We start from the raw sequence: 15,240 nt of genomic DNA, 5'->3' as shown, positions 1-15,240 counted from the left end.
TATTAAAATTTAATCATAGTAAAGATAATCTCCCTTATAAGTTCCGTTAACTATTACACCATCATTTCTTGTAAACTGAAAACTAATTTCAATTTGATCTGTAGTGTATACTTCTAATGTTAAACTACCTGTAGATGCATTTAAATTTGTATTAGAATTATTTCTATCTAATAATATATCACCATCTTCTAGTTCTCCATCAATAATTTGAGCGTTTTCTTCAAATTGAAAATTAGACATATCAGAAAAACTATATGTTTGTTCTGCTAATGGACTTTGACTAATGCGTATATTAAATACATTAACATTATCAAGTTGAGTCCCATTATTTATAGCATCTAAAAACTCCGTTTCATTTTTATTGATAAAACTTACAAAAGTACTATTGCCTAATGCAGGCTCTACGATAACAGAACTAACAACATAAGTTTCATTATTTAAAGTAATAACATTTGTGTTTTGAGGTTCTTCTGTATTGTTATCGTCGTCTGAAGAACAATTTAAGACAGTTAAAGCAAGACAAAATAATATTACAAGTTTGTTTAATTTTTTCATTTTAAAAATTATTGTTTTAAGATTTTTATTGTTTGGTTTGATTGGTTAGAAGTTATGTTTAAAAAGTACATTCCTGTTGGTAAATTAGAAATGTTAATTTGAGATTGATTAGCAAAATCAAGTACTTTTTGACCATTTACATTAAAAACTGTTACATTTTTAATAGTTTGATTAGTCTTAATATTTACAACGTCTGTAGCTGGATTAGGATATAATTTTACTGAGTTTTCATCTAAAGAAATATCATCAACACTTAATGTAGAATTGTACTCGTAAGCTCCTAAATCTATCGTAGTGTTAAAAACTCTTGTGTTACCTGATAAATCTAAATCACCAAATAAAGCTATATCGTAGTAAGTGTTATCTCCTTGATCTACAATATAGTTTGAAGCTGATGTAGGTTTGTATTCGGCATCTAAATTTAAGTTATCAGTCGTTGGGTCTAAAAGTGTGATATTTGAATTATCAAAAGTTCCAGAAGTTACACCGCTACCAACCATAGCAATAGTATTATATACCCTAACTGTTTGGATATCTCCTTCAGCAGTTTTACTGTTTTCAATATCTACTGTACTTAATTGACCTCCATTATATTTGTTTTGCCAGAAAAGACTGTTTCTAAATTCAAAAACTCCCCAACCACTTCCACTACTAACATTAATAACTTGTTGGGTAGATGCGTGGTTATTAACATTATCTATAATAGACACATTGGTTAACGAACTTTTAAATAGTCTGCCATCATTATTTAAAGTTCCTCTTCTAAACCAAATTGCTCCCCAATCTGCGTTATAAGTATTATTAGCAACTAACACATTAGACCAATTGGATTCTAAAGTACTTGAGTTGGTATCGTTATGTTGTAGTAGTATAAGACCATTATTAGTTTGATTATCTGTAATGGCAACATTATTGATTGATACAGTACCTGAAAAAGTTCTCCAATCAAATAAAATACTGTTGCTATAATTATTATTAATTAGCGTATTAGATAATTCAAAATTTGAAACGTTGGTGGCTACTTTTACAATTGGGCTACCCGATGTTGTATAAAAGTTACTTAAAACAAAACCATCAATAATTACATTATTAGCTGCTAAATTGAATAAACTTGATGAATTATCTGATTTGTTTTGCGTAAAATCACCAGAAATATCATCATCTAATATATCACCAGAAATTATAGTTGCATTACTTGTATTTACAATAGATAAATCTCTATCTGTTTCAGAAGTTTCTGTTCCGTTAAAACCACCATAAATCTCTATTTCTGAATTAATACTAATTTCACCAGATGTTAATTTATAAGTCCCTGATTTTACAAATATTTTAGATCCACTACCTAAAGTAGGTATATTAGCGTCATCTAAAGAAGTATAAGCATTAGTCCAACTTGTACCATCATTAGCTCCAGTAGCACTTGCGTCAACGTATATAACTGTTGGTGGTTCTGGTAATGATAAAGGCGCTATGTTTCCTGGACCTGTTAGCATAGCTGTATCTGTATATTGAATGGCTCCTAAACCTATCGATGAATCTGCATTTTTTCTAGGATTCATAAAACAATCGGTCGTAGGATTAATATTGCTATAATATCCTGGGATAGAACTTTCTCCATTATCTCTATAAGCTGAAACAGGTATAAAATTTCCAGAGAAAATATCAACAAAAGGACTCTCTGATAAAGTGTAATTAGATAGTAAATTAGCCGAACCTATTACAGGTGTAAACTCTGATGCATTGGCATAACCAAGTGCTATAGTTGAAGAACTTGTATCTTGGGTTCCTATGTAGTCTGATGTACCATAGTTACTGTAATACAAATTATTACTCCATCTTCCTATCGTTTCTGCTGAACCAAGTGTCTCAAAACGTATTGGGCTAGCTACATCAGATGTTACATTGCTACCTTCTTCATTTAAAGCTAACGTGTTATTTTGAAAAAACACCGTTAGTCTTGTTGAACCACCTGTTGCGCTTATAAAACGTGCAACACTACCTGAAGCATTAGCACTTTCTACTTTGTTACCTATAAACATATTATTAGCAATAAAAATATCATGCTCAAGATTTATATAATTTGTGATACGATATTCAAATGCATATCCTGAATTAGATACATTTTCATCTAGTATACTATTAAATAACTCAAAAGGATAATCATTTACAGTTTCATTAGACCAAATATCAATTGCTGGTCTTGTTGAAGCATAATTTCTTGAAAATCTACAATTTTGCACTGTAATTTTTCTTTGCACTTCATTTGAAGATGATGGATGGCTATACAATGCACTACCACCATAAGCATTAACAAAATGCAATCGGTCTAGAGTAATTTCTTGAGTTTTACTTGCTGAATTAGGCTCTACTTTAAGAATAATTGGTGCATTATCTGTTTTATTTGCAGATGTTGCACTAGGTAATTCATTAGCATCATCTAGCGCTAAATCTCCCGTTAAATATACAGGATGTGCCCAAGGATCTGTGCTACGTTGCGAAAGAGACGTTTCAGTACCCACAAAACCACCATAAATACTAACTCCGTACTGGTTTAGCATTGGTGTGTTTTTATTAACAGGCATGTAAGTTCCTTCTGCTATCCAAATTTGAGCACCTGTTATGGTTTGGATTCCTAAAGCACTATGAAGACTTGTGTAGGCATTTGCCCAACTGCTTCCGTTATTTGCACCTGTTGCATCAACATCTACATAAATTATGGTTTGTGCTTGCGTAAAACCAAACACTAAAAAGGTTAATAAGAGTAATGTTTTTTTCATTGTAGTTGAGATTAATATTCAACAACAAAATAACTGCACTTTTAAAGGTTTTCAATTTGCTTTTTTCTGAATAGGTCTAATTTCTTTCTGAATATATAATAAAGAGTATTCTTACATTTAAATCAAATAAAAAAGCCTGCTTAAATAAGCAGGCTTTAAAAATTTTGGTTAATAGCGTTTATTAATTATTCGCAATTCATTTTTTGTCCGTAGGGCATTTGACCGTGAATAACACCACCAAATTGTGAGCTACCATAACCACTACCATTGTACTGTTGCTTGATTAAAAAACCTTGTAAATAGCAGTCGTTATTTTTATTTTTTTCTGTAAAAGCACCTTTGATCCAACGGTATAAAATACGACCTGTGTATTTGTTTTTTACAATACTCCAATCGTTAGATTCTATATTTAACTTTAGAAGTTTTGCACCATCTTTGGCAATGGTTTTTGATACATTTTCTTTAGCAAAACTCACTAATGACGCATTACTATTCATGCTACCTGCTTTTGGCATTTTTATAGCATCCATGGTTGATTTTGCAGCTGCATCATAATTTGCTTTTAACGTGGCTTCAAACTCTTTTACAATTGGCTTCGCTTTTTCTAACCACTCTAAATGAAATTGTTGATCGCCTTTACCTATTACGTTTAAAATAGTAATATCTTTTTCGTGCATATATGATGGTACGTTAAATGCGTGTCCACCTTGGTGCGAAGCTGCGTAAATTACAAATACATCGTCTGCAATTAACATTCCTCTTACTAAAATTGGCATACCTGTACCAAGCTCTAAAGTTTGCGATCGGTCTGCACCTACTTTGGTTGTAAACATTCCCGAAACCAACTCGTAACCAACATAACCTTCTGGTGACATGGCTACTAGTTCTGGTGTTGTTAAAAAGCGCAACCATGCATAATCTGGATCTTGTGCAGGTAACAAGTCAACATTATCACCCATATCTGTCATTTGGCTTCTTATTTTTACACGATCTACACCAACTGCGCTCATGCCTTTTGTCATTGCAAATGGGTAAGACATGTATAAAAACTCATCACTTACTGAATTTGCAGATTTAGGCTTATTAGCATCTGCTTCTTGTTGCTTTTTCTCAAGATATTTTTGATAGTATAAATCTTGCTTTGCCTGGTCGTTTGGATATTTTTTGGCTAATTCTGCTTTAAATTCTTCATCAGTATATTCTGTTTTTGATGAATTTTCGGTTGAAGAACTGCCAACCATTCCTGAAGCGTTTTCAGATTTTGAAGACGAATTGCTACTTTCTTTTTTATCTAACTTCTTCTCTACTGCTGCTTTGGCTTTCTTTTTAAGCATTTTACCAAATTGCGCATGCGAGACGTTATAGCATAATGCCAAAACGAATAATAGAACTATTTTTTTCATAAGAATTGTGTTTAGTGGACTTCAAAATAAAGCACTTAAGCACTATTCTTAATTTAGTTTTTTCTGAAAATGATGTTTTTTTTTCTGAAGGAATTTCAAAAATTTCAACTAAATCACATAAAGGTTTCCTTAATCACTTCAAGAAACTGATCGCGTTTAGATTTTGAAATTGGGATGCGTTTTTGATTATTCATTAATAAGTAATCGCCATCATCTTTAACCAATTCATCAACATATTTTAAGTTGATTAAATACGAACGATGGCATTTAAAAAACATCGCATTACGTTCTAATTGCTCAACAAAATGTTTTAACGGTTTGCAAATGGTTTTTTGTTTACCATCCATAAGTTGCACGTTGGTGTACATACCATCGGCTTCAAAATACACAATATCATTATGCGATGCGAACATGATTCCTTTTGGTATTTCTAAAGCAATTTTGTCCATGGATAGTTGCTTTAACGAATCGCGTAACTTGTTTAACTGGTCGTTTAAATTATTAGCTTTTATGGCTTCTTCAGCTTTTGCTACAGCTTCTTTTAACTCATTTGTATCTACTGGTTTTAATAGATAATCTACAGCCGATAATTTGAAAGCTTCAATTGCGTATTGATTGTACGCTGTAACGAAAATAATTTTAAAATCTATCTGGTTTGGGAAGTATTCTAAAATGTCTAATCCAGACTGATTTGGCATTTCAATATCTAAAAAAACAACATCTGGTTTACTGGTTTTAATCAAGTCTACACCAGATGCTAAATCTTGCGCTTCTTCAATGCTAGTAATACTTGCACAATGTTCGGTTAGCAAGTTTGATAGTAAATGTCTGGCGCGTTTTTCGTCGTCTATAATTATCGCTTTCATATCTTAATGTATTGGCATGGTGATGACCACTTTTGTACCTGCAGCTACGTCGTTTTCGTCATACAAATCGTTGGTAGTTATGGCTATATCACGTTTTAATTTGTTTTTATAAAGATGAACACGTTCTTCGTTAGCTTTAGTAGCAAACGGTTTATGCTGTTGGTTTGGTCGTTTTAATTTTTCGGATTGTGCGCGACCAATCCCGTTATCTTCAACGGTAATTTCTAATTTATTTTGCTGAATAATTTTCGCTTCAATATGTAATTTTCGGTCGTTTAATTTGTGTAACAATCCGTGTTTTAAAGCATTTTCAACATACGGTTGAATGAATAACGACGGTACTTTTATCTGTTTTGTTTTCAATTGATTATCAACTGAAATAGTATATTCCAATTCATCTTCAAAACGAACTTTTTCTAATTCTAAATACAGTTTTAAGGCGTTTAATTCTTCTTCTAAAGTAATTTCGTTTTGCTGACTGTAATCTAAATACATGCGGATTAATCGGCTAAACTTTACTAAATACGAGCTTGCCAATTCCTTTTCGTTTGAAATGATATAATCTTGAATAGAATTTAAGGCATTGAAAATGAAATGCGGATTCATTTGCGAACGCAGATTTTCCAACCTTAAATTGGTTATTTTTTTATCGATTAAAATTTTATCGACTTCGGCAATACGTTGTGCTTCTTTTTGTTGTAATCGCCATCTAAAATAGAGCCAAACTAAACCTATTATTGTTGCTATAACTAAACCATAAAACCAATAGGTTTCCCAAAATGGTTTAGCAATTGCAAAGGTTATTGGTGTTGCAAAAACAGCTTCTTTTGCACTTAAATTTTTAGCTTTTAATTCAAAAGAATATGTGCCACTAGACAAACTATTAAACGTAACAAAATGTGTATTTAGCGGTATGTTTTGCCAACTTGTATCTATCTCTTTAACACGGTATTGGTAGCTTACGTGTTGGTTAGATTGAAATCCGTTTGAGTTGAACGAAATATCAATTTTATTTAAATGGTGCGGTAGTTTGTAATTGGTTGATACTAACGTGTCGCGGTCGTTAATTTTTACAGCTTCTACCCTAACCTTGGCTGTTTTAAAAGCTTTGAACAGTGCATCTGATTTTGGTAGCACATAAAATGCTTTAGGCAAGCTTACAATAATTTGATTTTGAAGAATTAAAAAATCATTAACCGCTGTATTTAATCCATCTTGCGCACTTAACGATTTAAGCTGATGTGTTTTTGTATGATATTGAAACAATCCAGCATCAGTTGAAATCCAAAGCACTAAACCATCGGCATTAATGGCATTAATTTGAAGGTTTTCAGGAAGGTTAATTCCTGAAGGTTTTAGCGTATTGTTTTCGTATTTCAATAATCCATTGTGCTGAGTTGCAACCCAAACTGTTCCGTTGGTTTTAGTTAGTGTATTAACCAGTAAACTTTTAGAATTGAATAAGATTTCTTCTGCATTAAATGTTTGCGTATTGTATTTATAAAGTCCGTCGATGTACGAAACAAACAAGTGATTATTAGAAACTACTGAAGCTTTGACACGACTTTCTTTAAGAATTTGTTGTTCAGGATGATTAAACGGATTTTTATATACAATACCTTGACGATAATTACCATAAAACAAGGTGTTGTCATCAATTTTTGAAAAGGTTTTAGCAACTGAAAATTGATTATTTACGTCTAAAATTCTGTCATTTTTTAGATTTACCACAAACGATTCTGAAGCATTAATACTTACAATTAGTTTTTCGTTTTGAGCATCAAAAAATAATTTCCCAATGATTTTTTTACCTGGTAATTGCAGTGTTTTTATTAGCTGATTGTGATTGTAAAACAGTAATTTACCGTCATTGGTTCCTAAAACAAATTGATTGTTTTGTAAGGCTGCAGAAGCCGTAATTTTAGAGTCTATATTTGATAATTCAACACGACGAATATTTAAGTTTGGCGCCACAAACACACCATTATCTAAGGTTGTAAACCAGTAGTTTTTATTAAAATCTACTTGAACATCTGTAATTGATTCTGTTTTAAAAAGTTGTTCTTTAAACGTGAAAATTTCATTTTCAAAACCATAAACAAACACGCCAGAACTGGTTAAAAACCAATAGTTGTTTTCAATATTTAAAACATTGTAAATGGTTTCATTTTTTAATCTAGCAGGCGTTACTACTTTTTTTGATGTGTTTTTGGTTTTATATACTTTATAAATGATGTTTCCATTAGAACTTTTGTGTGTAAAAAAAACAGTGTTTTTAAAGGCGAAAATTCTTGGTGATTGTATACGATTTCTACTTGTGATTTCAAGTATTTTTGTTTTTGTATTATTATCGAATTTGTATAATCGATGACGCTCTAAATCGCCTTCAAGATTAATTATAAATGTGTAGTTATTGTTACCATCCTTAGCATTTGTAATACACATGCCTTTAAATACTTCGGTTACTTGTTTGGTGCTTTTATCAATATCAAAAATGCCAATAACAGTGAATAAACGTATGCTGTTTTCTAGTATTTCAAAATTTGCTAATTGTCCATTTACTAATTTGCTAGCGTCATAAAATAGTTTTAAACTATCGTTTTCAACATAAAATAATTGCCCGTAAATATTGTTGCACCAAAGTCGGTTTTTTGTGTCAAACTTTAATTGAAAAAGAGAATTTCCTCTTTGTTGAGGATGACTAAAGTGTTGGTAATTTTTTCCGTTGTAACGGTATAAACCTTTGTTTGCCGCAAGCCACATGTAATTTTGGTTATCTTCGGCAATATCATAAAACTCAACATCTGGAAGATTTGAGACTTTAGACATATGCACAAAAACAGGATTTTGAGCATGAGCAACGCTTCCCAAACCAATAATAAAAACAAATAGTATGTATCTAAATATTAATTGCATAGCTTATAATTAGCAAACTTAATATTTAATTAGCTAATCAAGATTTGTTTTTTCTGTAAGCAGTTGTTTTTTTTCTAAACAAAAAACGCAACCTTGGTTATGGTTGCGTTTTTAACTTTATCTAAAACTAACTAACTAATAAAATTAAAAGATAAAGGATATTTTGGAGTTTCTCCGTGACTAGCTTTGATCGCATTTATCACAGGAAAAATAATAGATATCAAACCTAAAACTATAAAACCTAAGATACCTAGACCTAATAGTAAAATTAAGGGAATACATATAATAAAATACACTAATAAACTTAGTTGAAAATTAACTATATTTTTACCATGTTGGTCTAACTCATAAACTCTATCTCTTTGAGTTAACCAAATAATTAAAGGTAGCAACAAACTACCAAAACCTATTACTAAAGTAATTAACTGACTTAAATGTGTTAATACTATTAATTGTTTATTCTCTTGCATGATAATACTGTTTTGATTGATACTTATATGACGCACATTTATCAAAAAAGTTACAAAATTTTAAGAACTTATTAATTAAATTATTGTTAATGAGGAAGTTTATCTTTTAAAACTCCATAAATAAACGTTCCTATAACTGCAGATCCAATAACTATTAATATTGGTAAAAAACCTGCTCCTACTAATGTAAACATTGGTCCAGGACATGCTCCTACTAAAGCCCAACCTAATCCAAATATAATACCGCCTAACAGATAACGATATATTGATTTTTCTTTATCAGGAATAACTATTGGACTACCATCAATAGACTTGATTTTTTTTCTTTTTATAAGTTGGATAAAGATAATTCCAAAAAATAATGCTGTACCAATAATACCATACATATGAAAAGATTCAAATCGAAACATTTCGTATATTCTAAACCACGATGCTGCTTCAGATTTGTACATAATTATTCCAAAAAAGAAACCGACTACTAAATAGATGAATACTTTTTTCATTGTACTAAAAAATTAAAGGAAATAATAAATGTACCATAATTAATCCTCCAATAAAGAATCCTATTACAGCTAATAATGAAGGTCTTTGAAGGTTACTTAAACCTGTTATAGCATGACCTGAAGTACATCCGCCTGCATAACGTGTACCAAAACCTATAAGCAATCCGCCAACAATTAAAATAATAATTGTTTTTGGCTCTTGTAAGGCTTCTGCAGAAAACAATTCTTTGGGTAAATAACCATTATCTTCCGAAAAACCTATTTGTTGTAAACCTTCTTTTGTAGCGTTACTAATTTGTGGCATCGTCCCATCAGTCATAAAATTCTTAGCTACAAATCCTCCTAAAATTGCTCCTAAAACAACTAATAGGTTCCAGCTTTGTTCTCTCCAATTAAAATTGAATAATTGACTAAACTTACCGCCACCACATATAGAGCAAAAGGTTCGTAAATTAGAAGACATACCAAAAGTTTTTCCCATTATTAAAAGAAAAAACATAATTAGTGCTATTAAAAAACCTGAGAGCAACCAAGACCATGGTTGTAAAAAAAATTCCATAAATCAATTTTGTGCAAAAATACATGCTATAATTTAATTTATGGAAATTAAAATCTTTTTTAACTGTTAGAGATTTTTTTAGTTTTTGATTTTAAACACTTTAGTTAAAATATCTTCCATCAAACACCATTTAGTGATTGCAGACTGAAATAAATTAGCGCCTACAAACACTGTAAACCACAACCAATTTTGATTAACGTACATACCTAATAATACGCTTATTATAACAAAAATTCCTGCTATTGCTCTTATATACCTGTTTAACATAACTATTATTTATTTGAATTTAAATTGCTCTTTCTATGGGTACAACAATCGCTTTAATAGGATTGTTGGTTTCTAAATTGCTATTGAACTCCTTTATTAAATCAAAAAGGATATCAATAAACATGTCTTCTGTAAATGAGAAAAACATTGTAGACTCATTACTTGCATTTTCTGCTCCAAACCAATTGGTAGACATAATTAAAGCATGGTTGTTTTTATAACCATCTATATCAGATTCGCTAAAATTTTCAATACCTGCTTTTTTAAAAAGTTTAATTACATCTTTATGAAACTCTTCTACTGCGGTTACTAATACTAATTTCATATCTTTCAACTTTACTGGCCAAATGAGCACAACTAAGATTTTTTTTTTAAACTCTCATGACACTTAATTGTGCTCGACCAGCTTTTTATTTATGGTTTTTACGTTCTATCATATAATACACTAAAGGCACAACCAATAAGGTTAATACAGTCGAAACGATAGTTCCGCCCATTAACGAAATAGCTAATCCCTGAAAGATCGGGTCAAATAGGATAACAAATGCACCTATGACTACTGTTCCTGCAGTTAATAAAATTGGTGTTGTACGCACTGCTCCTGCTTCTATTGCAGCTTGTTTTAGTGGCACGCCTTCTTCTAACCTCAGATTGATAAAATCGATGAGTAATACCGAATTACGTACCATAATTCCCGCTAACGCAATCATACCAATAAATGATGTTGCGGTAAAAAATGCTCCCATTAACCAGTGTCCTAAAATAATTCCAATCATCGATAATGGAATGGCAACCATCATTACTATTGGTGCTTTAAAGTTTTGGAACCAACCTACAATTAAGATGTAGATTAAAGCTATTGCTCCTAAAAAGGCTATTCCTAAATCCCTAAATACTTCCAAGGTAATTTGCCATTCTCCATCCCATTTTACGGTGTAATCATCTTCAAGTTCTGGTTGTCCTAAATACATTTCATTGATCTTATAACCTTGTGGTAACGGAATTGCTTTTAACTTCTCTTCCATTCCTAAAATAGCATATGCAGGACTTTCCAACTCGCCAGCCATATCTGCTAACACATACACCACGCGCTTTTGGTTTTTACGGTAAATACTTTTTGCGCTTGTAGTTTCAGAAATATCAACCAAGTCTACAATCGGAACTAAGTTACCTTGTTGCGATTTTACTTTTAACTGCGAAATATCTTGAATGGTTGACTTTTCCTTTTCATCTAAAGCCAAAACCAAACCTATTTGATTTACAGCATCTTCGTCATACAACACAGTTAACGGTCTGTTGGATAATGCCATATTCATCGTGTAAGCAATCTGTTTTGGTGCTACACCGTAAAGCATTGCTTTTTCTTTGTCTATAGTGAATTGAAATTCTTTTTGATCAGCTTCTACCATCCAATCCACATCAACAACATCTTCAGTATTATTCAAAATATTTTGAACTTCGTTAGCAATCTCCATTTGCTTATCATAATCAGGACCGTAAATTTCAGCCACTAAAGTTGATAATACTGGTGGTCCTGGTGGCACTTCAACAACCTTAACATTCGCATTGTATTTTGAAGATATTTTTTGAATTTCAGGTCTTAACAACTTAGCAATATCGTGAGATTGCGCACTACGTTCGCCTTTATCAATCAAATTCACTTGTATATCTGCCATATTGCTTCCACCACGTAAATCGTAGTGACGTACTAAACCGTTAAAAGTAATTGGCGCTGAAGTCCCAATATAATTCTGATAGTTAACCACTTCTGGTCGCGTTGATAAGTATTGCGAAATTTCTTGAGCGACAACTGCTGTACGCTCTAAGGTTGTTCCTTCTGGCATATCAATCACAACTTGAAATTCATTTTTGTTATCAAACGGTAACATTTTAACAACTACCGAATTAGTGAAGAACATCACCATTGTTCCCATTAACAAGATGAAAGTCAACCCTAAAAACAACCAACGTTTAGAAGAACTTTCAATTAACGGACGTTCAAATTTTTCATAGAACTTATAAATCAATGTGTCTTCTAAAGGCTTTTTAGGCTTCTCCTCTGCTCCTTTTTTATCTTTTTCACGCAAGAAAATATATCCTAAATATGGTGTAATGGTTAAGGCTACAAATAATGATAAAATCATCGCAATAGACGCTCCAATCGGCATTGGTGCCATATATGGCCCCATTAATCCAGACACAAATGCCATAGGCAATACCGATGCAATTACAGTGAATGTTGCCAAAATAGTTGGGTTACCTACTTCGTTAATGGCATATAAAGCTGCTTGTTTAAACGGTAAGCGTTTCATTTTAAAATGCCTATGCATATTTTCGGCAATGATAATGGAATCGTCTACCACAATACCTGTTACAAATACTAGTGCGAATAAGGTAATTCGGTTAAGTGTGTAATCCAGCATATAGTAGCTTAACAGCGTTAATGCGAATGTAATTGGCACCGATAAAAACACGACCAATCCACCACGCCAACCCATAGCCAACATCACAACAAATGTTACTGCGATGATAGAACCTATAAGGTGTAATAGTAATTCTGATACTTTGTGAGACGCCGTTTCACCATAGTTTCTGGTGATTTCTACGTGAACATCATCAGGAATTAAAGTTTTACGTAAATGCTCTACTTTATCAATGATAACATCTGCAATTTTCATCGCGTCTGCACCTTTTCGTTTTGCTACCGAAATAGTTACTGCTGGATATTCTGATTTGTAATCACTTGCTTTTTCGCTAGCCTGACCAAAACCAAGACTAACATAATTTTGTGGCACTTCAGGACCATCAACAATTTTTGCAACTTGCTTTAAATAGATAGGCTGATTTTGCTGAACACCAACAACTAGATTTTCAACATCAGTCATCGATTCTAAAAACTTACCTGTGTTTACAACAAACTCCGTATCATTTTTATCAAAAGTTCCACTATTTAATTGAGCGTTGTTGGCTTTAATCATTTCAGAAACCGATAAAAAGTCTAATCCTGCGCTAGCTAATTTATCTTTATCTAAAACAACGCGTATTTGACGTTCTCTACCTCCTATTTTGTGGGTAATGGCAACGTCATTTACTTTCTTAATTTCGGCTTCTAATTCTTGAGCCATTTGCCCTAATTGGAAATCGTCATAAGTCTCACTCCACAACGTCAACCCTAACATTGGCACATCATCAATAGCACGTGTTTTTACTAACGGAAACGTTACGCCTTCCGGCATTTCATCCATATGCTTATTGATTTCGTTGTAAAGTTTCACAAAAGAACGCTCGATATCTTCGCCAACATAAAACTGAACGATGACCATTCCTTGTTCTTTCATAGACGTAGAATACACATATTCTACACCTTTTATATTCGAAATTAATTGCTCTAAAGGCTTAATAACTCTAGACTCAACCTCGGTTGGACTTGCACCAGGATAACCCACAAAAATGTCTGCCATAGGCACATCAATTTGTGGCTCTTCTTCACGAGGAATTAAAAACGAGCTGTACACACCAATGACCATAAAAACAATCATTAAAAGCACTGTAAGCTTCGATGTCATAAAGACTTTGGCAATTTTTCCTGCTAAACCTTCTTTCATTTTGATTTCTTATTTTTTGGACGTTTTAACGGGCTATTCGCTATATCTTTTTACTTGTTCTCGATACAAATTTGTTTCATTTCGACTGCGCTCAATGTGACACAAATTCACTCGAACTGACGTAAAAAGGATGCCGCTTCTATCCCTAACGCGACTTTGAACTGTTAATTCAATGTTGTTATTAATTTAAAATTCAGTACTATTTACTGCCTACTGCAAACTGAATTACTGCTTACTTATTTTCGCTCCGTTATATAACTTTCCTTCTGCTGAAACGATATAACTTTCATTGGCGTTTAAACCAGATAATACTTCTACTTCATTTCCAAATGTTCTACCTAAACGCAACCAGCGTAAAATAGCTGTATTACTATGGCTTACTGTGTAAACACCGCTTAATTGACCGTTGTTTACAATAGCTTCTTTTGGTATTAAAACCATTGAAGTTTCTGCTTTTCTTTCTATTGGAAACTGTACCGTTGTGAACATACCTGATAGAATTTTCGCATCGGTTTTATCTAATGCTATTTTCACTAAATATTGCCCACCAGTTTGTGCTGCAGATGTACTTACTTCGGTGACTTTTCCAGAAATAGTTTGGTTAATAGATTTTACATTTACACTTACTTTCGTATCTTTTTTAATTTCTGAAATTTCGGTTTCTGGAACCATTGCAACCACTTCAAAATCGCTTGGTGCTTCTATTGAAATTAAAGGCTGACCTGGATTTGCCATATCGCCTTTTTTTACATTTTTGCTTGTAATAACGCCGCTAAAAGGTGCAGTAATGTTGGTATAAGCAAATTGTGCGTTAATTTCATTTTTCATTTGTTTTGCAGCTTCAAGACCTGCTTTTGCCATCTCGTAATTGGCTGTCATATCATCCATTTCTTTTTGAGAGGCACTGTTTTGAGCAAATAGCGACTTAAAACGCTCGTAATCTTTTTTAGCGTTATTAAAAGCTGCTGTAGCTTTTGTGATATTTGCATTTATCTGAGCCTTTTGCGCTTGTAAATCAGCATTATTAATTGCTACTAACAACTGTCCTTTGCTTACTTTATCGCCAACATTTACAGGTACGTTATTGACATAACCCATCATTCTGGTACTTAAATTAGCACTGTTTTCGGCTTGGATTTTTCCGCTTACCGCTAAAAATGGACTGTCATTATTGTCGCTAACCTGTGCTACTTTTACAGGAATAGCTGGCGAGTTGTCTGCAACTTCTTTTTTGTCTTCGCTACCACAACTTGCTATTAGTATTGCGGTTGAAAGAGATAAGATGGTATATAGTTTTTTCATTTTAATTGAGTTTTATA

The 15,240-nt window shown here is 32.4% G+C and carries 12 protein-coding genes; all 12 read right to left on the bottom strand.

Features of this window, described 5'->3' with window-relative positions; translation table 11 throughout:
- Positions 1–9: 9 nt before the first annotated feature.
- Positions 10–555 carry a hypothetical protein gene (locus tag H574_RS0106885; RefSeq protein WP_027879868.1) on the bottom strand — a complete coding sequence of 182 codons (546 nt, stop codon included), beginning with the start codon at positions 553–555 and terminating at the stop codon, positions 10–12.
- 8 nt (positions 556–563) lie between these two features.
- The gene (locus H574_RS14375; protein ID WP_027879867.1) at positions 564–3,332 is read right to left on the bottom strand and encodes a T9SS type A sorting domain-containing protein; all 2,769 of its coding nucleotides are present in this window, start codon (positions 3,330–3,332) and stop codon (positions 564–566) included.
- Positions 3,333–3,517: 185 nt separating this feature from the next.
- A complete protein-coding gene (locus tag H574_RS14370) occupies positions 3,518–4,735 on the bottom strand; it encodes a hypothetical protein (RefSeq protein ID WP_027879866.1) in 1,218 nt (405 codons plus the stop codon).
- 113 nt (positions 4,736–4,848) lie between these two features.
- Complete coding sequence (locus tag H574_RS0106870; RefSeq protein ID WP_027879865.1) at positions 4,849–5,601, bottom strand: LytR/AlgR family response regulator transcription factor; 753 nt, start codon at positions 5,599–5,601, stop codon at positions 4,849–4,851.
- Positions 5,602–5,604: 3 nt separating this feature from the next.
- Positions 5,605–8,517, bottom strand: coding sequence for a sensor histidine kinase (locus H574_RS0106865; RefSeq protein WP_240471260.1), 2,913 nt, complete (start codon positions 8,515–8,517; stop codon positions 5,605–5,607).
- A 131-nt stretch (positions 8,518–8,648) separates the two neighbouring features.
- Positions 8,649–8,987 (bottom strand): DUF4870 domain-containing protein, encoded by a 339-nt coding sequence (locus H574_RS0106860; protein ID WP_027879863.1) that lies wholly within the window; start codon positions 8,985–8,987, stop codon positions 8,649–8,651.
- Positions 8,988–9,073: 86 nt separating this feature from the next.
- Entirely contained in the window at positions 9,074–9,490 is a 417-nt protein-coding gene (locus H574_RS0106855) for a DUF6691 family protein (RefSeq protein ID WP_027879862.1), read from the bottom strand.
- Between the two features lie 4 nt (positions 9,491–9,494).
- Positions 9,495–10,049 (bottom strand): YeeE/YedE family protein, encoded by a 555-nt coding sequence (locus H574_RS0106850; RefSeq protein WP_027879861.1) that lies wholly within the window; start codon positions 10,047–10,049, stop codon positions 9,495–9,497.
- A 78-nt stretch (positions 10,050–10,127) separates the two neighbouring features.
- Positions 10,128–10,316 (bottom strand): YgaP family membrane protein, encoded by a 189-nt coding sequence (locus tag H574_RS0106845; RefSeq protein WP_027879860.1) that lies wholly within the window; start codon positions 10,314–10,316, stop codon positions 10,128–10,130.
- Positions 10,317–10,335: 19 nt separating this feature from the next.
- On the bottom strand, positions 10,336–10,641 hold the full coding sequence (locus tag H574_RS0106840; RefSeq protein WP_027879859.1) for a hypothetical protein: 306 nt from the start codon (positions 10,639–10,641) through the stop codon (positions 10,336–10,338).
- 85 nt (positions 10,642–10,726) lie between these two features.
- The gene (locus H574_RS0106835; RefSeq protein WP_027879858.1) at positions 10,727–13,921 is read right to left on the bottom strand and encodes an efflux RND transporter permease subunit; all 3,195 of its coding nucleotides are present in this window, start codon (positions 13,919–13,921) and stop codon (positions 10,727–10,729) included.
- A gap of 225 nt (positions 13,922–14,146) precedes the next feature.
- The gene (locus H574_RS0106830; RefSeq protein ID WP_027879857.1) at positions 14,147–15,223 is read right to left on the bottom strand and encodes an efflux RND transporter periplasmic adaptor subunit; all 1,077 of its coding nucleotides are present in this window, start codon (positions 15,221–15,223) and stop codon (positions 14,147–14,149) included.
- Between the last annotated feature and the right edge of the window lie 17 nt (positions 15,224–15,240).

The organism is Mesoflavibacter zeaxanthinifaciens DSM 18436, assembly GCF_000422365.1.
Classification (GTDB): Bacteria; Bacteroidota; Bacteroidia; order Flavobacteriales; family Flavobacteriaceae; genus Mesoflavibacter; species Mesoflavibacter zeaxanthinifaciens.
Note: the sequence above shows the minus strand (reverse complement) of the source record. Positions and strands in the feature narration are given on the sequence as shown.

What these genes read in the sequence shown, in the direction of transcription:
- H574_RS0106885 (WP_027879868.1), bottom strand. Translation starts at nt 555, where the DNA reads ATGAAAAAATTAAACAAACTTGTAATATTATTTTGTCTTGCTTTAACT.
- H574_RS14375 (WP_027879867.1), bottom strand. Translation starts at nt 3,332, where the DNA reads ATGAAAAAAACATTACTCTTATTAACCTTTTTAGTGTTTGGTTTTACG.
- H574_RS14370 (WP_027879866.1), bottom strand. Translation starts at nt 4,735, where the DNA reads ATGAAAAAAATAGTTCTATTATTCGTTTTGGCATTATGCTATAACGTC.
- H574_RS0106870 (WP_027879865.1), bottom strand. Translation starts at nt 5,601, where the DNA reads ATGAAAGCGATAATTATAGACGACGAAAAACGCGCCAGACATTTACTA.
- H574_RS0106865 (WP_240471260.1), bottom strand. Translation starts at nt 8,517, where the DNA reads ATGCAATTAATATTTAGATACATACTATTTGTTTTTATTATTGGTTTG.
- H574_RS0106860 (WP_027879863.1), bottom strand. Translation starts at nt 8,987, where the DNA reads ATGCAAGAGAATAAACAATTAATAGTATTAACACATTTAAGTCAGTTA.
- H574_RS0106855 (WP_027879862.1), bottom strand. Translation starts at nt 9,490, where the DNA reads ATGAAAAAAGTATTCATCTATTTAGTAGTCGGTTTCTTTTTTGGAATA.
- H574_RS0106850 (WP_027879861.1), bottom strand. Translation starts at nt 10,049, where the DNA reads ATGGAATTTTTTTTACAACCATGGTCTTGGTTGCTCTCAGGTTTTTTA.
- H574_RS0106845 (WP_027879860.1), bottom strand. Translation starts at nt 10,316, where the DNA reads ATGTTAAACAGGTATATAAGAGCAATAGCAGGAATTTTTGTTATAATA.
- H574_RS0106840 (WP_027879859.1), bottom strand. Translation starts at nt 10,641, where the DNA reads ATGAAATTAGTATTAGTAACCGCAGTAGAAGAGTTTCATAAAGATGTA.
- H574_RS0106835 (WP_027879858.1), bottom strand. Translation starts at nt 13,921, where the DNA reads ATGAAAGAAGGTTTAGCAGGAAAAATTGCCAAAGTCTTTATGACATCG.
- H574_RS0106830 (WP_027879857.1), bottom strand. Translation starts at nt 15,223, where the DNA reads ATGAAAAAACTATATACCATCTTATCTCTTTCAACCGCAATACTAATA.